The following is a 20274-nucleotide window of genomic DNA, read 5'->3' on the forward strand; positions in this document are numbered from 1 at the left end:
CCCGAAATGTCAAAAGATCCTTTCCAGGCACGAGAAGCCGAAAAATACGAAAACCCGATCCCAAGCCGGGAGTTTATTCTCGACCATCTCTCAAAACGTGAAAAACCGGCCAGCCGCGAAGAGCTGGCGGAAGAACTAAAAATCTCCGGTGAAGAACAGCTTGAAGCTTTGCGTCGTCGCCTCCGTGCGATGGAGCGTGATGGCCAACTGGTCTTCACTCGCCGTCAGTGCTACGCGCTGCCGGAACGCCTGGATCTACTGAAAGGTAAAGTGATCGGCCACCGCGACGGGTTTGGTTTCCTGCGCGTTGAAGGGAGTAAAGACGATCTCTATCTTTCATCCGAGCAGATGAAAATGTGCATGCACGGCGATCTGGTGCTGGCGCAGCCGCTCGGCGCGGACCGTAAAGGCCGCCGCGAAGCGCGTATTGTGCGCGTGCTGGAGCCAAGAACCGGGCTGATTGTTGGCCGCTACTTTACCGACGCTGGCGTAGGTTTCGTGGTGCCGGACGACAGCCGTCTGAGCTTCGATATCCTGATCCCGCCGGAAGCGCTAATGGGCGCCCGTATGGGCTTTGTGGTGGTGGTCGAGCTGACCCAGCGTCCAACGCGCCGTACCAAAGCGATAGGTAAGATTGTTGAAGTGCTTGGCGACAACATGGATACCGGTATGGCCGTTGATATGGCGCTGCGTACTCATGAAATTCCGCACGTCTGGCCGAAAGAGGTTGAAGCCCAGGTTGCAAAACTGAAAGAAGAAGTGCCGGAAGAAGCCAAAATCGGCCGCGTTGACCTGCGCGATCTGCCGCTGGTGACCATTGACGGCGAAGATGCGCGTGACTTTGACGATGCCGTATTTTGCGAGAAAAAACGCGGCGGTGGCTGGCGCCTTTGGGTTGCGATTGCCGATGTAAGTTACTACGTTCGTCCTCCTACGGCGCTGGATAACGAAGCCCGCAATCGCGGGACGTCAGTTTACTTCCCGTCGCAGGTAGTACCGATGCTGCCGGAAGTGCTTTCAAACGGCCTGTGTTCGCTGAACCCGCAGGTTGACCGCCTGTGTATGGTGTGTGAGATGACTATCTCCGCAGCGGGGCGTCTGACAGGCTATAAATTCTATGAAGCGGTGATGAGCTCCCATGCGCGCCTGACCTACACCAAGGTCTGGCATATGCTGCAGGGCGATCAGGAACTGCGCGAGCAATACGCACCGCTGGTTAAGCACATCGAAGAGTTGCATAACCTCTACAAAGTGCTGGAAGTTTCTCGTGCCCAGCGCGGCGGGATCTCGTTTGAAAGCGAAGAAGCGAAGTTTATCTTCAACGCCGAGCGCCGCATTGAGCGCGTCGAGCAGACCGTGCGTAACGATGCCCACAAACTTATCGAAGAGTGCATGATCCTCGCTAACATCTCGGCGGCGCGTTTTGTCGAGAAGAATAACGAGCCAGCGCTGTTCCGCGATCACGATCGCCCAAGCAACGATGCGATCACCGCGTTCCGTTCGGTGCTGGCGGAGCTTGGCCTGGAATTGCCTGGCGGGCAAAAACCAGAGCCGCGTGATTACGCCGATCTGCTGGAATCTATAGCCGATCGCCCTGACCACGAAATGCTGCAAACCATGCTGCTGCGCTCAATGAAACAGGCGATTTACGATCCGGAAAACCGCGGGCACTTCGGCCTGGCGCTGCAGTCCTACGCGCACTTTACTTCGCCAATTCGTCGCTACCCGGACTTGTCTTTGCACCGTGCAATTAAATACTTACTGGCAAAAGAGCAGGGGCATACCGGGAACAGCACCGAATCCGGCGGCTGGCACTACAGCATGGAAGAGATGCTGCAGCTGGGTCAGCACTGTTCAATGACCGAACGCCGTGCCGACGAAGCGACTCGCGACGTAGCGGACTGGCTGAAGTGCGACTTCATGCAGGATCAGGTCGGCCAGGTATTCAACGGCATTATTGCCAGCGTAACTGGCTTTGGTTTCTTCGTGCGTCTGGACGATTTGTTTATCGACGGCCTGGTTCACGTCTCGACGCTGGACAACGACTACTACCGCTTTGACCAGATTGGTCAGCGCCTGATTGGCGAATCCGGCGGGCAGACTTATCGTCTGGGCGACCGCGTTGAGGTTCGGGTGGAAGCCGTGCACATGGACGAGCGTAAAATCGACTTCGCGCTGATCTCAAGCTCACGTGCGCCGCGTGGTGAAGGTAAAACTGCAAAAGATAAAGCGAAGCGAGGCGGAAAAGGGGGCGCGCCGTCTAAGCGCCGTCAGGCAGGCAAGCGCGTAAACTTCGAGCCGGACAATGCTTTCCGTAAAGAGAAAGACGGAGCGAAAGCGAAGAAAGACAAGGCCGGAAAGAAACCGAAGAAAGCCAAAGCGCCGTCGGACAAAACCCGTAAAATAGCGGCAGCAACGAAAGCGAAGCGCGCCGCGAAGAAACAGGCGAGCTGATGTTACCCTCACTCTGACGTATTCCCTCCCGGAAAGGGAGAGGGGGCAAACAGAACGATAATGTATGCTTTTATCGTTTTCCTCCTCGCCCCTTTGGGGAGAGGGCCGGGGTGAGGGGCAAAATCAAGATTATGAACAAACCAACACGGGCGAACCCTCGTCCGCAATGAGTGATATCGATGAGTGAAATTATTTACGGCATTCACGCCGTCCAGGCCCTGCTTGAACGTGCTCCGCAGCGTTTTCAGGAAGTTTTTATCCTGAAAGGTCGCGAAGACAAGCGCCTGCTGCCGCTGATCCACGCTATTGAAGCGCAAGGGATCCCGGTGCAGGTGGCAAATCGCCAGTGGCTCGACGAGAAAGCCGAAGGCGCGGTACACCAGGGCATCATCGCCCGCGTGAAGCCGGGTCGCCAGTATCAGGAAAACGATCTGCCTGACCTGATCGCCGAACACGAACGTCCGTTCCTGCTGATCCTGGATGGTGTAACCGATCCGCATAACCTGGGTGCCTGCCTGCGTAGCGCAGACGCGGCCGGTGTCCATGCGGTTATCGTCCCGAAGGATCGTTCCGCGCAGCTGAATGCGACGGCGAAAAAAGTTGCCTGTGGCGCAGCGGAGAATGTGCCGCTGATCCGCGTCACCAACCTGGCCCGTACCATGCGTCTGCTGCAGGAAGAGAACGTCTGGATCGTCGGCACCGCCGGTGAAGCGGACCATACTCTGTTCCAGAGCAAATTCACTGGCCCGATGGCGCTGGTAATGGGCGCAGAAGGTGAAGGCATGCGTCGTCTGACTCGTGAGCACTGCGACGAGCTGGTCAGCATTCCAATGGCCGGGACCGTTTCTTCTCTGAACGTGTCCGTTGCCACCGGCGTTTGCCTGTTCGAAATCGTGCGCCAGCGCGGTTAAGCAACGTTATTTGAATGGGGTGGAAACACCCCGTTTGTGATCCCCCTCCGCGCAGAACCCGCATCTCCGTCCATACTTACTGGCATTGCCACAGATGGAGGGAACAGCATGCGCTGGCAAACTCACACCGTTTTTAATCAACCCAAACCCCTCAGCAACAGCAATCTTTTTCTTTCAGACATTCCGCTGCGAGAAGCCGTCGTCCGTGAAGGGGCTGGCTGGGATGTTGAACTTCTGGCCAGTATCGGCCAACAGCTGGGTTCTGCCGAATCTCTGGAATTGGGGCGGCTGGCAAACATCAATCCACCGGAGCTGCTGCGGTTCGACGCCAGCGGAGAGCGCCTGGACGACGTTCGCTTTCACCCGGCCTGGCATTTGCTGATGCAAGGCCTGTTTGCTAATCGGGTTCACAACCTGGCCTGGCAAGAAGATGCGCGACAGGGTGCTTTTGTCGCCCGTGCGGCTCGGTTTATCCAACATGCTCAGGTTGAAGCGGGCACGCTTTGCCCAATTACTATGACGTTTGGGGCAACGCCGCTGTTGCTACAACACCTCCCCAAGACATTTGAAGCCTGGCGCAAGCCCTTGCTGAGCGATCGCTATGACGCACATTTGCTGCAGGGTGAACAGAAACGTGGTCTGCTGATTGGTATGGGAATGACTGAGAAGCAGGGGGGCTCTGACGTACTGAGTAACACCACCCGAGCTGAACCGCTGGCGGGCAGAGGGGCCGGTGAGGCTTACCGGCTGGTAGGGCACAAATGGTTTTTCTCCGTGCCGCAAAGCGATGCGCATCTGGTGCTTGCTCAGGCTAAGGGCGGGCTTTCGTGCTTCTTCTTACCGCGTATTCTGCCGGACGGCCAGCGTAACGCCGTTCGTCTTGAGCGGCTCAAGGACAAGCTGGGAAACTGTTCAAACGCCAGCAGTGAAGTCGAGTTCTGTGATGCCACCGCCTGGCTCATTGGTGAGGAAGGTGAGGGCGTGCGCCATATTCTGAAGATGGGTGGATTTACCCGCTTCGACTGTGCGCTGGGCAGCCACGGCTTGATGCGACGTGCGCTATCGGTGGCCTTGTACCACTCGCTTCAGCGGCAGGCCTTTGGCAAGACGTTGATTGAGCAGCCGATGATGCGCCAGTTGCTGGGAAAAATGGCACTGCGGCTTGAAGGCCAGACGGCCTTTCTTTTCCGTCTGGCACGAGCGTGGGAGTCGCCGGGCGATGCTCTACAGCTGGCCTACAGCCGTTTGTTTACCCCGGCCGCGAAATTCAGCATCTGCAAAGCAGGGATCCCTTTTGTGGCCGAAGCGATGGAGGTTCTGGGCGGCGTGGGCTACTGCGAAGAGAGCGAGCTTCCTCGGTTATATCGTGAAATGCCGGTGAACAGCATCTGGGAAGGATCGGGCAATATTATGAGCCTTGATGTGCTGCGCGTGCTCGCCAGGCAGCCTGCGGTAATGGAAATGCTGTCCAACGAGTTTGATGAGGTTAAAGGGCAAAACCGGCATTTCGATCGCAGCTGGCGGCAGCTACAGCAACGTTTGCGAAAACCTCAGGAGGAGAGAGGCAGAGAAATTACGCAGCAACTGGCTAACCTCGCCTGTGGGGCACAACTGCTTAAATCACTCTCACCTCCGGCAGCAGAAGCCTGGTGCCGTATGATGCTGGATGAACGGGGAGAATCGCTTTTGCCCGAGCAGGTCATCAATGATGTGCTGCTGCGGGCAACGGGAGGCGTGGCTTAATTAAATAGCGGGTCTTTACGCGTAGAGAATGGCCTGCGCTCGCCAGCTATCGGCCAGAGAGTTTTCCTGCATCTGAATAATGCGGTACCAGGAAGCACCTTGCTCATCAGCTTTCAGCGCGATCATACGTTCAACGTCCTGTGGGCTGCCGGCAATGTCATTGACCGAAATTAATCCGATTTCATTGAGGCCCGTTACGCAGTCCGCGCTGGCAAACTCGGCGGACTGCGCCAGAGTCGGAATGAGGCCAACAGATAACAGCAGTGTCGTTAAGGCAAGAGATCGTTTCATTGTCAGTTCCTTATCATTTTACCCCGAAGTGACAGGGCAATCCTTCGCTTACTCAAAGCTGACCCCGCTTCCTGAGGGCGAGGTCCATTGTGCATAAGAAACGATCAAGCGGCGAAAAGCTGTGTAAATATCAATAAATAACGGCTATCGGCCCGGGCTATTTTCGATACAAAATAGCCTGTGAATACCACTGGCCTGGGATAACCGTCTCATCATTCATAATGATGAGATAATAATCGGCTTTTGCTGCTGCGGCTTTCTTCTTAATAATGGCTTCTGAGTCCATCGGAGAGCCACGTACCACGGCGGTCACGGTGCCTATTTTTGTTAATTCCGCAGTCTGAGAACGCTGTACTTCCTGCGGATAATTCGTCGGCGACGGTGCTGGCTGCGGCGTACCCTGAAGCACGCTGCAGGCGCTGAGTAAGGCCGCCAAAAATAGTACGGATAGCCGGGGCATGATGGTTTCTCGTTTCTTGACGATCATAGTGTAGTTCCGGGTTTGGCCGTGCAAAGGGGGAATGTTCCCGAATTGTTATCTCTGGCGCGCTTTTGACTGACTTTCGAATGAAAATCGCTAGCTAGATCTCACCGTTACAATAATCCCTAATCTGCGTTACTTTCCCTGATATTTCGCCGGAGGAGAAGAGAAGATGATCGAAATTTATAATGAGCGATTCGCCGATGTTGAAGTGTTGCATGCGGTACCTGCCGGAATGGAGCAATCCCCGCTGCCGACGGTGATTTTCTATCACGGGTTCACCTCTTCAAAGCTGGTATATAGCTATTTCGCTGTGGCGCTTGCGCAGCAGGGATTTCGTGTTGTCATGCCGGATGCGCTCGATCATGGCGCTCGCTACAGCGGTGACGCTCATGCTCGCCTGCAGCAGTTCTGGCCAATCTTAAAAAAAAGCATTGATGAATTCCCGGCTCTCTATCAGGCATTAATTAACTCCGGCGGTGTTGCCGAGGGCAGACTTGCCGTGGGAGGGGCTTCTATGGGAGGCATGACGGCACTGGGGATTATGGCGCGGCATCCTGAAGTACGCTGCGTCGCCAGCCTGATGGGATCGGGCTATTTTACAACACTCGCACAGACGCTGTTTCCACCTTCGGCGGAGGTGCGTGAAGAGGTTATCGTTGGCCTGAAGGATTACGAGGTTAGCGAGAAGCTTGAAGCGCTAAGCAACAGGCCGCTGCTGCTCTGGCATGGTGAAGAAGATGATGTGGTGCCCGCCGTTGAAACGTTCAGATTGCAGCAGGCTCTGGGGGCTAACAAGCGGGATCAAAACCTGACTTGTGTATGGGAAGCGGGCGTCAAACATCGTATTACGCCCGAGGCGTTAGAGGCCACAAGCCAGTTTTTTGCTCGATACTTGTAAGCGAAAAAAGCCCCCGCAAGCGGGGGCAAGTCAAACATGGATTTTTAGGTCGTGGTGTCTTCTCTGGTGTTTACGCGTACTCTCAAACTACCGGTAGATGTCAGCGCTGACGTGCATATTGCCGTTGCTGCCCGGTTCTCTCATGATTATCGTGTGATAAAACTTCGCGTTGTGCTGGTCAGCATCCTGTTGAATGGCTGATTCCGCTTCAGATACGGTGGCGAAGTTGTGGTTGATGTAAATAACGCCCAGGCTCTGAACATCGTCCATATTTCTGGCCTGGCGGGCGTCGATTTTTATAGCTGCAGCCGCATTGGCGCTAAAGAGCAGTACAGCGGCAAGGGCAATAACGATATTTTTCATGATGCGCTCCACTACAACAAACCTTTAATCCGTGGTCGTCGCTCCTGTTAATGGCTGTGGCGGCCTGTTATCAATAAGTGTAATTCCTGATGGCTGAATAAAAAGTGACCATTTCTGATGGTCTCTTTCAAAATATTTTGACGATCTGCGGCTTTGTTTTGAAATTCACAGGCTTAGCCATTCCCCCTGTCATAAAGAGAATTTATTTGCCAGCGGTCTTGAGTTTAGTGGCCTGGGTAAGTATGATTACGCGTCAATTTTTCAGCCGCAATTCAAACACGTTCCTTGCTTCCATGGGCCGCGGCTGACCCTGACAGGAGGCTGAATAATCCGTAAGGAGCAATTCGATGCGTCATTACGAAATCGTTTTTATGGTCCATCCTGACCAGAGCGAACAGGTTCCGGGCATGATCGAACGTTACACTGGTGCAATCACTGCAGCAGCAGGTACGATCCACCGTCTGGAAGACTGGGGCCGCCGTCAGCTGGCTTACCCGATCAACAAACTGCACAAAGCTCACTACGTTCTGCTGAACGTTGAAGCTCCGCAGGAAGCGATCGATGAGCTGGAAACTAACTTCCGCTTCAACGACGCCGTTATCCGCAGCATGGTTATGCGCGTTAAGCACGCGGTTACCGAAGCATCTCCAATGGTTAAAGCGAAAGACGAGCGCCGTGAGCGTCGCGATGATTTCGCTAACGAAACCGCTGATGATGCAGATGCTGGGGATTCTGAAGAGTAATTCTGATGATGGCCAACCGCCTGGCGTTGTCTGGCACAGTGTGCAAGACGCCCCTTCGCAAGGTCAGCCCCTCAGGAATTCCTCACTGCCAGTTCGTGCTTGAGCACCGTTCTGTGCAAGAGGAAGCCGGTCTTAACCGGCAGGCGTGGTGCCGAATGCCAGTGATTGTTAGCGGGCACGCGAACCAGGCCATTACTCACAGTATAACGGTCGGTACGCAAATCACGGTTCATGGGTTCATTACTTGTCATCAGATGAAAAATGGCCTGAACAAAGTGGTCTTGCATGCCGAGCAGATTGAATTGATAGATTCTGGAGACTAGCCATATGGCACGTTATTTCCGTCGTCGCAAGTTCTGCCGTTTCACCGCGGAAGGCGTTCAAGAGATCGACTATAAAGATATCGCTACGCTGAAAAACTACATCACCGAAAGCGGTAAGATTGTCCCAAGCCGTATCACCGGTACCCGTGCAAAATACCAGCGTCAGCTGGCTCGCGCTATCAAACGCGCTCGCTACCTGTCTCTGCTGCCGTACACTGATCGTCATCAGTAATCGGTCACGGTCCATTAATACGACTTTGAGAGGATAAGGTAATGCAAGTTATTCTGCTTGATAAAGTAGCAAACCTGGGTAGCCTGGGTGATCAGGTTAACGTTAAAGCGGGCTACGCTCGTAACTTCCTGGTACCACAGGGTAAAGCTGTTCCTGCTACCAAGAAAAACGTTGAGTTCTTCGAAGCACGCCGTGCAGAACTGGAAGCTAAACTGGCTGACGTTCTGGCTGCTGCTGCAGCTCGCGCTGAGAAAATCAACGCACTGGAAACCGTAACCATCGCGTCCAAAGCTGGCGACGAAGGTAAACTGTTCGGTTCCATCGGTACTCGCGACATCGCTGACGCTGTAACTGCAGCTGGCGTTGCTGTTGCTAAGAGCGAAGTTCGCCTGCCGAACGGCGTTCTGCGCACCACCGGTGAGCACGAAGTGGACTTCCAGGTTCACAGCGAAGTATTCGCTAAACTGACTGTAAACGTTGTAGCTGAATAAGTTTTTATTCACTGCTCGTAAAAACGCCAGCCTCGTGCTGGCGTTTTGCTTTTCTGACGTCGGTGGGAAATTCATATTTTTCCGGAGTGTTACGCTTCGGCCAAATAAGAAAACAGATGAGATTGGCTGGTTTACCCCAAACAGACGAAAACCACGTTTTTCGTCTGTTTGTCACCGATCTGAAAACGCCAGCCTCGTGCTGGCGTTTTGCTTTTCTGAGGCTGGATCCGTTTACTGCGCGCGAATAAAGCTGCCGTTCGGCTGGCGGGTAAACAGCACCTGCTGATCGTTGCCGATATCGATGGTTAAGCCCGTTACCACACCGTTAGCATTTTGCCTGATTTGCACCATTTGCCCGGTCTGCAGATTGCTTAGCGGCTTGCTGTCACCTTCTACCTGCGCCATCGCGTAAACGTCCGCTGGCGGCAAATTATGATCGCGGAACAGCTGGGCCATCGTCTGGCCGGCCGCTACGCGGTAGGAGCGCCACTGCTGCTCGATATCATTATTATCGTGGGGAACTGGAGCCTGGGTTTGCTCCTCCACGCGTGGAGGCTCAACCGGCGTCGCGGGGACATTGGAAGGCGTCAGTTCGGCCTGCATCGGTGACTGAGATTGTACGGAGAGCTGCGCATCGCGTGTGACCGGGCGGCTATCGTTATCTGCCCCTGGCAGGAGAAAGCCGAGAATCACGCACGCGAAGCCAAGAATAATGCCTCGGCGGTGCAGGGGAGGTAACGGATCCAACAAGCGGATATGCTCAGGTGCATGCCAAATCCGCGTAAGCCATGGTTTAACAGCGAATTGCATGGGCAACCCTCCTCAAAAGACTACTTTCCAGTATAGACTCGTCCTGCTTCAAGCTGCCGATGTTGGCTACAACTCGAATTATTTAGAGTGTAAACGCTAACTGTCTGATGCCTGAAGCAATCCTGGTTCCCGTAACGGTGAACCACAGTTTTGCGCCCGTTTAAGCTATTGTTCCCGTTTCGTTTGCATTTGTCACCTTTCCTCCAATGTCATTTACCCTGCGGATTGACGCTGTTATGCTTCGGGCTTGCTTTTAAACATCATGAAAGGAAAACCCATGACAACCCCTTCTTTTGACAGCGTCGAAGCACAAGCAAGTTACGGTATTGGTCTGCAGGTAGGCCAGCAGCTGAGCGAATCCGGTCTGCAAGGTTTACTGCCAGAAGCGCTGGTCGCTGGCCTCCGTGACGCGCTGGAAGGGAATGCCCCGGCAGTTCCTGTTGACGTTGTACACCGCGCTCTGCGTGAAGTTCACGAACGTGCGGACGAAGTCCGTCGTGAGCGTCAGAAAGAGCTGGCGGTAGAAGGCCAAAAATACCTGGCTGAGAACGCAGAGAAAGAAGGCGTGAGCAGCACCGAATCCGGCCTGCAGTTCCGCGTTATCACTCAGGGCACAGGCCCAATCCCGGCCCGTAAAGATCACGTTCGCGTGCATTACACCGGTAAGCTGATCGACGGCACCGTTTTCGACAGCTCCGTCCAGCGTGGCGAACCGGCAGAGTTTCCGGTAAGCGGCGTTATTGCTGGCTGGATCGAAGCGCTGACCCTGATGCCGGTAGGCTCCAAATGGGAACTGACTATTCCGCACAACCTCGCTTACGGCGAGCGCGGTGCCGGTGCTTCTATCCCACCATTCAGCACCCTGGTGTTTGAAGTCGAGCTGCTGGAAATTCTGTAAAGCGCTCGGAACCCCGCCAGGTGCGGGGTTTTGCATTGCCTAATAATAAACTAACGTGATTTTATCTTGCATTAACCTGTTTTACGGGTATTTTTGTGAGCTATATCGCGCAGTGAATGCGATTTCACACTCAAATTAAACAAAAAATTAACATTACCCTTGTGCTTATTATTTATCCCGCCGATTCTTACCTCGTATCACACAAAACAACATCACGTAAAAACACTTCACGGGCCAGTAGAGCCTGAAAAAACAGACAGGTACAGGAAAATACAAACATGGTAGATCAGGTCAAAGTCGCGGACGACGCTCAGGCGCCGACCGAGCAGTCGCTGCGGCGTAATTTAACAAACCGTCATATTCAGCTTATTGCCATTGGGGGTGCTATCGGCACCGGCTTGTTTATGGGGTCAGGGAAAACCATCAGCCTTGCGGGGCCGTCCATCATCTTCGTCTACATGATCATCGGCTTTATGCTGTTCTTCGTGATGCGTGCGATGGGCGAACTGCTGTTATCGAATCTGGAATATAAGTCGTTCAGCGATTTTGCCGCAGATTTGCTGGGGCCGTGGGCGGGGTATTTCACCGGCTGGACGTATTGGTTCTGCTGGGTGGTGACCGGTATGGCGGACGTCGTGGCGATAACCGCCTACGCTCAGTTCTGGTTCCCCGGGCTTTCCGACTGGGTCGCCTCACTTGCCGTTGTGCTGGTGCTGCTGAGCCTGAACCTGGCCACCGTGAAAATGTTCGGTGAGATGGAGTTCTGGTTCGCGATGATTAAAATCGTCGCCATTGTCGCGCTGATCGTTATCGGCCTGGTGATGGTGTTGACCAGTTTCCATTCTCCGTCCGGCGTTGAGGCCTCCTTCAACAACCTCTGGAACGACGGCGGCTGGTTCCCGAAAGGCATCAGCGGCTTCTTTGCCGGGTTCCAGATAGCGGTCTTTGCCTTCGTGGGTATTGAGCTGGTGGGCACCACGGCCGCAGAAACCAAAGATCCTGAAAAATCACTGCCGCGGGCGATTAACTCGATCCCGGTGCGCATCATTATGTTCTACGTCTTCTCGCTGATCATCATCATGTCGGTGACGCCGTGGAGCTCCGTGGTACCGAACAAGAGCCCGTTCGTTGAGCTTTTCATGCTGGTCGGCCTGCCGGCTGCGGCAAGTATCATCAACTTTGTGGTGCTGACCTCTGCGGCCTCCTCCGCGAACAGCGGCGTGTTCTCTACCAGCCGTATGCTGTTCGGCCTGGCGCAGGACGGCGTGGCGCCTAAAGCGTTCGCTAAGCTTTCCAAACGTGCGGTACCGGCGAAAGGGTTAACCTTCTCCTGTATCTGCCTGCTGGGCGGCGTGGTGATGCTTTACGTGAACCCGAATGTGATTGCCGCTTTTACTATGATCACCACGGTTTCCGCGATTCTGTTCATGTTCGTCTGGACTATCATTCTTTGCTCGTACCTGGTGTACCGCAAACAGCGTCCTCATCTGCATGAGAAGTCCATCTATAAGATGCCGCTGGGCAAGCTGATGTGCTGGGTGTGCATGGCGTTCTTCGTCTTTGTGATTGTCCTGCTGACGCTGGAAGATGATACCCGTCAGGCGCTGATCGTGACGCCGCTGTGGTTCATTGTTCTGGGAGCTGGCTGGCTGTTCATCGGTAAGAAACGTCTGGCAAATATCGGTAAATAAGCACGCAGTGTAAATGTTAAAAAAACCTCTCCTTTCCGGGAGAGGTTTTTTTGTAATGCGAAGTGCTTATTTCTCTCCGCCCAACGCGCGTGGGAACAGAACGTTATTCTCCAGGCTGATGTGGTTCATCAGGTCTTCAATCAGTTCATTAATCCCGTTATACATCGCTTTCCACGTCGTGCAGGCTTCCGGCGGCGGCGTGACGTTATTGGTGGTGTGCTTGATCACTTCCAGCAGTTCGCCCGCATCATCATGCTCGCTTTCCATCACGCTAATCGGGCCACCGGCCTGCGTGCCCATGCCCTGTTTAATCATCGGGAACAGGATTTGTTCCTCTTTCATCATGTGGCTGCTCAGTTCCTGATGCAGCATGGTGAGATATTTCGCCAGCCCTTTCGGCACGTTGGGCTTATCGGCATGGACGCGCTCGACTTTGGTTGCCTGCAGAATCAGTTCCGGCAGTTGCTCGCGATGGCGGTCGTGGAAGCGCACAATGATGTGATCGATGATTTCGGCCAGCGGCGCAGCGCGCCAGTCTTTCTCTATGGGTTGTTCAGCTAATGCGGCCAACTGAGCTTCAATCGCTTCCAGATCGAGTTCCTTACGCGTTGCCGCGCGCAACAGCGTCTGTTTTCCGCCGCAGCAAAAATCCAAATCCAGTTTACGGAACAGTGCAGAAACGCGTGGAATAGTCAGCGCCAGTTCACCTAAAGGTTGATCGCGGTAGGCCATAGCTTGATTCCTCATCATAAAATATAAGATGCATTTTAAATGCATCTTTATGTGAGCACTATAACCCTTTCGGGGCAGCGATCATAGCGAGATATGGATCACAAAAAATGTTTTCTACTTAACATACTGAATGCTTACAAAAAATCCCCAAAAATGGTGGTTTGTGGATAGGAGAAGCATAAATAACCAGGAGGTGCTGCCGATAGTTAGACGTCGGACAATATCTGCATAAGAAAAGGCTATACATGTTTAAAAGAATGAAAGTTATCACCTTACTGGTTACCGTGTTGATTGTGCTGGGGCTCATGCAGCTGCTGTCAGCCACGGTTTTCATCAATGCCCTCAATAACGATAAGAACAACTTTACTGTCTCCCAACTCTCCAGCCAGAACGTGGCTGAATTTACCGATGCCTGGATCGGTCTCAACCAGGCTCGCGTCACGCTGAACCGCGGCATGCTGCGTATTCAGGGCAGCATGGCGAACCAGATCAACGGCGGGCAGCTCCAGGAGTTAGTCGCCACGGCTAATTCACTGCTGGCGGAAGCGCAAAGCCATTTCGAAAAGTACCAGGCGTTACCCGACACCCCTGGGCTGCGGCCTCACCTGAGCGATGAACTGGAAGCGCAATACCATAACTACGCCTCGACGCTTGCCAAAATGAACACCTTCCTGGCCCAGGGCAACCTGGAGCAAATGTTCAAGCAGAATGCGGAACAAAAGCAGGTGGCGATGCAGAAGGTCTACCGCGAATGGCGCGATGAGCAGGCCGAGCTTTCCAGTCAGGGCGTGCGCGATAACCAGGCCGACTACCAGCGGATTTTGTGGATCCTTGGCGTCGTCATGCTTGGTGTCATAGGCGTGATTGTGGTGAGCTGGGTTGCGATGCGCCGCGTCCTGCTGATGCCTCTGAGTGAAGTGATGGATCACATTCGTGCCATTGCTGCAGGCGACCTGACCCGGCCTATTGAGGCAGAGGGTAAAAACGAAATGGCTCTGCTGGCTAACAGCGTGAAAGAGATGCAAACCGCCCTGGCGAATACCGTCAGCGTAGTGCGCGACGGGGCCGATACCATTTATACCGGTGCCGGTGAAATCTCTGCCGGCAGCAACGATCTCTCTTCCCGTACCGAGCAGCAGGCGGCTTCGCTGGAAGAAACGGCGGCCAGCATGGAACAGCTAACGGCTACGGTGAAGCAAAATGCCGACAACGCGCGGCAGGCTTCTCGTCTTGCGCTGGATGCTTCCACAACCGCGAAAAAAGGCGGCAACGTGGTGGAAGGCGTGGTGCGGACGATGGACGAAATCGCCACCAGCTCAAGCAAAATCGCCCAAATCACCAGCGTGATTGACGGCATTGCTTTCCAGACCAATATTCTGGCGCTTAACGCCGCGGTAGAAGCGGCCAGAGCAGGTGAGCAGGGGCGCGGGTTTGCCGTAGTCGCGGGTGAAGTGCGTACGCTTGCCCAGCGCAGCGCCCAGGCAGCAAAAGAGATTAAGGCCCTGATCGATGATTCCGGCGAGCGCGTTAACGCGGGCTCAGACCTGGTGAATGAAGCCGGTAAAACGATGGCGGAAATCGTCAGCGCCGTAACCCGGGTTACCGATATTATGGGTGAAATTGCATCTGCGTCGGACGAGCAAAGCCGGGGTATCGATCAGGTTGGGCAGGCCGTGGCGGAGATGGACCGAGTAACCCAGCAGAATGCCTCGCTGGTCGAAGAGTCCGCGGCTGCAGCGGCTGCGCTGGAAGAACAGGCTTCTCGCCTTAATGAAGCGGTGGCGGTGTTTAAAATCAGCCGTCGTGCGCCGAGTCTCGCAAAAGCAGCTCACGTAAAAACGCCGCAGTTGAAAACCAAACAGGTGATGCCGGTTTCGGATGCGAACTGGGAAACCTTCTAAAAAAATCCCGGCGATACTAAGCCGGGATCTTCTTCTCGCAAGCCGGGCTAAGCCCCGGCTTTTTTACGCCTCGGAAACCTGAACCACCGTTGCTTTCTCCGGTTTGGAGCGCACCGCGAGCACCACGCCAATCGTCAGGCACAGCACCCCGCCCAGCGTTAACAGCGGCGGCCAGCTCTGGCGAATCATAAAGGTATAAGCCAGACCCGCTAAAGTCTCAAAGACAATCAGCGGGCCGACAATGACCGTCGGCAGGCGCTGGCAGGCGATGTTCCAGCAAAGATTACCGAGCCAGGAACAGAGAACGGCAATCGCCAGCATCAGGGTGATAAAGACTTCCGGGCGCGGGCCGAAGGGCAGGGTAAAGCCTGAATCATGACTGCCCATCCAAATGCACACGGCGATATAACCGATAAGCGAGAAGGGCAGCGTGGAAAGCCCCTGAACCGTGGCCCACATCATAGGGTTTTTATCCGGGTTCTCCCGCAGCCAGCGGGCATTGCGCAGAGCATACCAGGCCCAGCAGGCCACCGAAACAAAGGCCAGCAGAATACCGCTGGCGTAACGCCACCAGCTGAAATCGGCCTGCTCACCGCGCAGCTCGGCGGTATTCACCATAATCAGCCCAGCGGCAATCACCACCAGCGCCGGAGCAAGGCGTCGCCACGGCAGCTTACCGTCCCTTTTGCTGTACAGCAGGTTAGCAAAAATGGGGATTACCACCGGCAGCGTGCCGATGATCATCGTCGCGATAGGCGCGCCGGTACGCTGAATAGCGCTCGCTAGGCAAGCGTAGTAAATCAGGTTCCCGACGCTCGAGAGCTTCAGGGCGGTAAACCAGTCCTGACGGCTCAGCTCGCGCAGGCGCTTGCGTCCAAGCCAGGCAATGGGAATAGCAATCAGCCCAAGGGCGAGATAGCGCCCGGTCGACTGCAGGGCCGCCGGATAGTCCGGAACGATAATCGGCCCCACAAAAATTAATCCCCACATCAGCCCCGCCAGCAGGGCGTACAGCACACCACTTAACATCTTTATTTCCTGCAACAACATGATTTAGCGGCAGTGTAAGGGGGCTGTGCCGCGGCGTATTGTACCAGGTTGCTGTCTTGTTAGCGTGTAACCTGCTTTTGGTAACGCACTGGTGTAATGCCATAGCGCTGGGCAAAGGCGCGGGTCAGATGCGCCTGGTCCGTCAGGCCGCTGGCGGCGGCAACCTGGGCGGCGGGCATGCCGTGGGTGAGGAATTGTTTGGCGTGCCACAGGCGAATCGCCATCAGCATCTGGTGCGGAGTTACGTGGTAGCAGGCTTTGAACTGCCGCTGGAAATGGTAAGGGCTAAGGGACACCAGCCCCGCTAAATCTTCAAGGGTGATGGTGTGCATATAGTTGTCGTAAAGGTATTCGCGCACGAGGGCAAAGCGGTTTGCCGCCTCGTGAGTCCCAGGAAGGTGGCGGGCATAGGGGCGAAACGCCTCGACAAGATTCAGCAACAGCCCCTGCTGAGTGAGCGTATCCTCGGCCTGCCAAAGGCCCGCAATAAACTGCGAAACCTGGCGGGCGCGGGCGGGATCGTGATTCACGGCGGCGTTAAACCACCAGCTTCTCTCCCCGGTCAGCGACTCCAGCAGGTTAGGATCCAGGTAAATCATGCGGTACTGCCAGCCGTCTTCGCTGGCGGCTTCGCCGGTATGCAGCTCATCCGGGTTCATCAGCACCAACGAGTCCGTGGGGGCAACCAGTTGCTCGCCCCGGTAGCGGAAGCGCTCTGCGCCCCAGGTGATGGCACCGATGCCGAAGGCTTCGTGGGTGTGTGGCTCAAAGGCGTATTTCGCAATATGGGCGTGATAAAGCTCAACGCCCGGCAGCTGCGGCAAATGCCGGAACTGGGCGCTGTCTCTCTCATCGCTGAACTGCTCGGGAACTCCCTGCACGCTTGCTCTCCACGCGGATCCTCCCGTTATTATAGAGATGTCCGCGTGCAGGGCTAGTTATTAACCAGTTTTTAACAATTAAAGGGCGCCTTTCACGCTGTCGCGAAGCGGCGTGGTTGGGCGGCCAATCAGTTTGCTTAGCTGGTGGCTGTCGTCAAACAGACCACCTTTTTCCGCGCCTGCATCGGAGTTTGCCAGCAGCGCGGCAAAACCTTCCGGCAGGCCAGCGCCCTGAAGTGCCGCTTTAAAATCGGCCTCGTTCAGGTTCTGATAAACCACAGGCTTGCCGCTTTGCTGGCTGACTTCTGCCGCCAGTTCTGCGAGCGTCCAGCCGTGATCTCCCGCCAGCTCATAAACTTTGCCCGCCTGGTTATCCAGCGTCAGCACTTTAGCAGCAGCTGCCGCGTAATCAGCTCGCGTTGCAGAGGCGATTTTGCCTTCCCCGGCGCTGCCGATAAACACGCCGTGCTGAATCGCAGGCGGCACGCTGGCCAGATAGTTTTCGGTATACCAGCCGTTACGCAGCAGCACGAATGGAACGCCGGACGCTTTGAGCTGTTGCTCCGTGACAATGTGTTCTTCGGCGAGGGCCAGTGGCGATTTGTCGGCATGCAGCAGGCTGGTATAGGCGATGAGTTTCACGCCTGCCTGTTTAGCTGCGGCAATAATATTGCTGTGCTGGGCGGCGCGCTGGCCAACCTCGCTGGAGGAGATCAGCAACACTTTTTCCACGCCGGAGAACGCTTTTGCCAGCGCAGAGACATCGCCGTAATCCGCCGCGCGAACCTGCACGCCACGGTTGGCAAAATCGTCAACTTTGGCCGGGTTACGCACAACGGCCACGATCTCTTTGGCTTTCACCGTTTTCAATAAATCTTCAATAACAAGGCGGCCCAACTGGCCGGATGCGCCGGTAATCGCAATCATGATCAAACTCCTGAGTGATGTTTCGAACAAGTTGTGCCACACTAGCACTCTAACTAACTTTTAGTAAGTACGTACAAAAAGGTAAGTATCGAATGAGTGAAATCATCGAAGCGCCCATGACGCTGAGCGAGCAACTGCGCAACGGCAATCTGTTCAGCGACAAATGCCCCTCGCGGGATGTGCTGAAACACGTGACCAGCCGCTGGGGTGTCTTAATTTTAGTGGCATTACAGGACGGCACTCATCGTTTTAGCGATTTAAGGCGCAAGATGGGCGGCGTGAGCGAGAAAATGCTGGCGCAGACGCTGCAGTGGCTGGAGGCGGACGGTTTTGTGGATCGCAAATCTTACCCGGTGGTGCCGCCGCACGTGGAGTACACGCTGACGCCGATGGGCCATGAAATTGCCGAGAAAGTGGCCGCGCTGGCCGACTGGATAGAAGAGAATTTGCCGCAGGTGATGGCGTCCCGCGAGAAACGGGACGCCTGAGGCACTTACTTCCTTAAATCAAGCTGATAGACAGCAAAACCAATGTCGTCGTTAGCGACTTTTTTCATTGGGTACTGGCCTTTTTCTTTGATAAAAGCGGCGGCTTTGTCGGTTGGCGAGGTTTCAAAGCGGATGTCCAGCGGCTGCTTGCTGGCTATAGGCGCCAGACGCCAGTTGTTGTCCGCCGCAGGGTGAATTTCGCCCTGGGCGCCGATCCAGTTAGCCAGCACCGAGCGGTTCTCATCCGGGGAAGCAAACGCGATGTGGCTGTCGCCGGTGCCGGCAAACTTGCCGCCGTAAGCGCGGTAGTTATTGGTCGCCACCAGGAAGACGGCATTCGGATCGATAGGTTTGCCCTTGAAGGTGAGGTCTTTGATGCGCTCGGCATTTGGGTTCACCATCTGGCATTCACCGTCGTAGCGAGCCGGCTGGCTGACGTCGATCTGGTAGTTCACGCCGTCGATGACGTCGAAGTTGTAGGTACGGAAGCCGTCCCAGTTGATCAGTTCCTGAGACTTAGTGCTGTTCACGTCGATCTGATTGAACTGCCCGGCGGAACATTCCAGCCACTCTTTAACTTCTTTCCCGGTCGCTTTCACCACCACCAGCGTGTTCGGATAAAGGTAGAGATCGGCGGCATTACGGAAGGTCAACTGGCCTTTTTCGACCTCAACAAAGCTGGCCGGATCGTTTTTACGTCCGCCCACTTTGAACGGTGCGGCGGCGGAAAGCACCGGCAGATTCGCAAGATCCGGGTCGCCCTGAATGTATTTCTCGACGTAGGCCTTCTGCGCGTTATTCACCACCTGAACGGTGGGATCGTCCTGCACCAGTGCCAGGTAGCTGTACATGTTGTCCGCCGATTTACCCACCGGTTTGCTGACAAACTCACGGGTTGCGGTGTGATCGTGCTCCAGCACTTTCTTCAGGTTCTGATCTTCTGCCGCCAGTGATTTTTTGGCTACGCTGTCATAAATTGGCCGCGCTTCCGCCTTGCTGCTGGTGACTTTCCAGCTGCCAGAATCGTTGTTCAGCACCAGATCCACCACGCCGAGGTGGTCGCCCCACATGCCCGGCATCACGGCAGGTACGCCGTTCAGGGTGCCTTTTTCGATATCGACCCCTTTAATATTGGCAAAGTCTTTCCCTGGGAATACGGCATGGGCATGGCCGAACATAATGGCGTCCACGCCTGGCACCTGGCTGAGGTAATAAACGGAGTTTTCGGCCATCGCCTGATAAGGCTCGCTGGACAGCCCCGAGTGGGCTATCACGACGACTACATCAGCGCCCTGTTGGCGCATTTCCGGCACGTATTTCTTCGCCGTTTCAGTGATGTCGTTCACCGTCACTTTGCCGCTCAGGTTGGCTTTGTCCCAGGTCATGATTTGCGGCGGCACGAAGCCGATGTAGCCGATGCGCAGCGTCTGGGTTTTGCCGTCTTTGTCTTTGACTTCGGTTTCTTTAATCAGGTACGGCGTGAACATCGGCTTCTGGGTTTTCACGTCGATGATGTTGGCGTTCACATACGGGAATTTCGCGCCAGCGAGGGCTTTGTGCAGGAAGTCGAGGCCGTAGTTGAATTCGTGGTTGCCCAGGTTGCCGACCGTATAGTCGAGCGTATTCAGCGCTTTATAAACCGGATGAATTTCCCCGGCTTTTAGCCCTTTGGCGGCGGCGTAATCGCCCAGCGGGCTGCCTTGAATAATGTCGCCGTTATCCACCAGCACGCTGTTGGTGACTTCACCGCGCGCGGCATTGATCAAACTTGCGGTGCGTACCAGACCGAACTTCTCTGTCGGCGTATCTTTGTAGTAATCGAAGTCCATCATGTTGCTGTGCAGATCGGTCGTTTCCATGATCCGCAGGTCAACGGTGGCCGCATTGACGCTGGCGGCTATCAGCGTCGCCAGAAGCGTTGCGCTAAACTTAATCATGTTTAAATGTCCTTTTTAGAGGTACG

21 protein-coding genes are annotated in these 20274 nt (G+C 55.0%); 12 read left to right on the plus strand and 9 right to left on the minus strand.

The genetic code is table 11. The features are described from left to right. Window positions 1-6: 6 nt before the first annotated feature. From rnr to LH86_RS07510, 3 genes are all read left to right on the plus strand, one after another. Window positions 7-2454 (plus strand): ribonuclease R, encoded by a 2448-nt coding sequence (rnr, locus tag LH86_RS07500; protein WP_039299809.1) that lies wholly within the window; start codon window positions 7-9, stop codon window positions 2452-2454. Window positions 2455-2633: 179 nt separating this feature from the next. Beyond that, window positions 2634-3365, plus strand: coding sequence for a 23S rRNA (guanosine(2251)-2'-O)-methyltransferase RlmB (gene rlmB / locus LH86_RS07505; RefSeq protein ID WP_008460387.1), 732 nt, complete (start codon window positions 2634-2636; stop codon window positions 3363-3365). A 108-nt stretch (window positions 3366-3473) separates the two neighbouring features. Beyond that, window positions 3474-5108, plus strand: coding sequence for an isovaleryl-CoA dehydrogenase (locus LH86_RS07510; RefSeq protein ID WP_039299812.1), 1635 nt, complete (start codon window positions 3474-3476; stop codon window positions 5106-5108). 15 nt (window positions 5109-5123) lie between these two features. On the opposite strand, the gene yjfN is transcribed toward LH86_RS07510, so the two are convergent. Both yjfN and bsmA read right to left on the minus strand, forming a co-directional pair. After that, window positions 5124-5399 carry a DUF1471 family protease activator YjfN gene (yjfN, locus tag LH86_RS07515; protein ID WP_039289719.1) on the minus strand — a complete coding sequence of 92 codons (276 nt, stop codon included), beginning with the start codon at window positions 5397-5399 and terminating at the stop codon, window positions 5124-5126. A gap of 157 nt (window positions 5400-5556) precedes the next feature. Next, the gene (gene bsmA, locus LH86_RS07520; protein ID WP_039299815.1) at window positions 5557-5886 is read right to left on the minus strand and encodes a biofilm peroxide resistance protein BsmA; all 330 of its coding nucleotides are present in this window, start codon (window positions 5884-5886) and stop codon (window positions 5557-5559) included. A gap of 166 nt (window positions 5887-6052) precedes the next feature. Between bsmA and yjfP the strand changes: the two genes are divergently transcribed. After that, a complete protein-coding gene (gene yjfP / locus LH86_RS07525) occupies window positions 6053-6781 on the plus strand; it encodes an esterase (RefSeq protein WP_039299818.1) in 729 nt (242 codons plus the stop codon). An 87-nt stretch (window positions 6782-6868) separates the two neighbouring features. On the opposite strand, the gene yjfY is transcribed toward yjfP, so the two are convergent. Next, window positions 6869-7144: a DUF1471 family protein YjfY gene (gene yjfY, locus LH86_RS07530; protein WP_008460405.1), complete on the minus strand. Its 276-nt coding sequence runs from the start codon at window positions 7142-7144 to the stop codon at window positions 6869-6871. Window positions 7145-7491: 347 nt separating this feature from the next. On the opposite strand from yjfY, the gene rpsF reads away from it, so the two are divergent. Genes rpsF through rplI form a run of 4 tightly spaced genes read left to right on the plus strand, consistent with a single transcriptional unit; the run spans window position 7492 to window position 8933 of the window. Then, a complete protein-coding gene (rpsF, locus tag LH86_RS07535) occupies window positions 7492-7887 on the plus strand; it encodes a 30S ribosomal protein S6 (RefSeq protein WP_008460407.1) in 396 nt (131 codons plus the stop codon). A gap of 8 nt (window positions 7888-7895) precedes the next feature. Next, window positions 7896-8210 (plus strand): primosomal replication protein N, encoded by a 315-nt coding sequence (gene priB, locus LH86_RS07540; RefSeq protein ID WP_008460409.1) that lies wholly within the window; start codon window positions 7896-7898, stop codon window positions 8208-8210. Window positions 8211-8214: 4 nt separating this feature from the next. Beyond that, on the plus strand, window positions 8215-8442 hold the full coding sequence (gene rpsR / locus LH86_RS07545) for a 30S ribosomal protein S18 (RefSeq protein ID WP_000135199.1): 228 nt from the start codon (window positions 8215-8217) through the stop codon (window positions 8440-8442). A 41-nt stretch (window positions 8443-8483) separates the two neighbouring features. Continuing rightward, window positions 8484-8933 carry a 50S ribosomal protein L9 gene (gene rplI / locus LH86_RS07550; RefSeq protein ID WP_008460412.1) on the plus strand — a complete coding sequence of 150 codons (450 nt, stop codon included), beginning with the start codon at window positions 8484-8486 and terminating at the stop codon, window positions 8931-8933. Window positions 8934-9164: 231 nt separating this feature from the next. On the opposite strand, the gene LH86_RS07555 is transcribed toward rplI, so the two are convergent. Next, window positions 9165-9749 (minus strand): OapA family protein, encoded by a 585-nt coding sequence (locus LH86_RS07555; protein WP_039289734.1) that lies wholly within the window; start codon window positions 9747-9749, stop codon window positions 9165-9167. Between the two features lie 271 nt (window positions 9750-10020). Here LH86_RS07555 and fklB point away from each other — a divergent pair, with 271 nt between their 5' ends. Both fklB and cycA read left to right on the plus strand, forming a co-directional pair. After that, entirely contained in the window at window positions 10021-10641 is a 621-nt protein-coding gene (fklB, locus tag LH86_RS07560; protein ID WP_008460415.1) for an FKBP-type peptidyl-prolyl cis-trans isomerase, read from the plus strand. 278 nt (window positions 10642-10919) lie between these two features. Beyond that, a complete protein-coding gene (gene cycA / locus LH86_RS07565; protein ID WP_039289735.1) occupies window positions 10920-12332 on the plus strand; it encodes a D-serine/D-alanine/glycine transporter in 1413 nt (470 codons plus the stop codon). A 66-nt stretch (window positions 12333-12398) separates the two neighbouring features. On the opposite strand, the gene ytfE is transcribed toward cycA, so the two are convergent. Beyond that, a complete protein-coding gene (gene ytfE / locus LH86_RS07570; RefSeq protein WP_039299820.1) occupies window positions 12399-13064 on the minus strand; it encodes an iron-sulfur cluster repair protein YtfE in 666 nt (221 codons plus the stop codon). A 245-nt stretch (window positions 13065-13309) separates the two neighbouring features. On the opposite strand from ytfE, the gene LH86_RS07575 reads away from it, so the two are divergent. Next, window positions 13310-14965, plus strand: a complete 1656-nt coding sequence (locus LH86_RS07575; protein WP_039299822.1) for a methyl-accepting chemotaxis protein — start codon at window positions 13310-13312, stop codon at window positions 14963-14965. A 63-nt stretch (window positions 14966-15028) separates the two neighbouring features. Here the strand turns inward: LH86_RS07575 and LH86_RS07580 are convergent, their stop codons facing one another. The 3 genes from LH86_RS07580 to LH86_RS07590 all read right to left on the minus strand — a co-directional run bounded on the left by LH86_RS07580 (window position 15029) and on the right by LH86_RS07590 (window position 17823). After that, window positions 15029-15994 (minus strand): DMT family transporter, encoded by a 966-nt coding sequence (locus LH86_RS07580; protein WP_039299824.1) that lies wholly within the window; start codon window positions 15992-15994, stop codon window positions 15029-15031. 80 nt (window positions 15995-16074) lie between these two features. Next, window positions 16075-16896, minus strand: coding sequence for an AraC family transcriptional regulator (locus tag LH86_RS07585; RefSeq protein ID WP_039299826.1), 822 nt, complete (start codon window positions 16894-16896; stop codon window positions 16075-16077). A gap of 78 nt (window positions 16897-16974) precedes the next feature. Continuing rightward, window positions 16975-17823, minus strand: a complete 849-nt coding sequence (locus LH86_RS07590; protein ID WP_039299828.1) for an SDR family oxidoreductase — start codon at window positions 17821-17823, stop codon at window positions 16975-16977. 92 nt (window positions 17824-17915) lie between these two features. Between LH86_RS07590 and LH86_RS07595 the strand changes: the two genes are divergently transcribed. Continuing rightward, the gene (locus LH86_RS07595; RefSeq protein ID WP_039299831.1) at window positions 17916-18311 is read left to right on the plus strand and encodes a winged helix-turn-helix transcriptional regulator; all 396 of its coding nucleotides are present in this window, start codon (window positions 17916-17918) and stop codon (window positions 18309-18311) included. A 5-nt stretch (window positions 18312-18316) separates the two neighbouring features. Here the strand turns inward: LH86_RS07595 and LH86_RS07600 are convergent, their stop codons facing one another. Then, window positions 18317-20248: a bifunctional 2',3'-cyclic-nucleotide 2'-phosphodiesterase/3'-nucleotidase gene (locus tag LH86_RS07600; RefSeq protein ID WP_039299834.1), complete on the minus strand. Its 1932-nt coding sequence runs from the start codon at window positions 20246-20248 to the stop codon at window positions 18317-18319. Window positions 20249-20274 lie beyond the last annotated feature (26 nt).

The sequence above is a fragment of the Cedecea neteri genome, from assembly GCF_000758325.1.
Lineage (GTDB): Bacteria > Pseudomonadota > Gammaproteobacteria > Enterobacterales > Enterobacteriaceae > Cedecea > Cedecea neteri_B.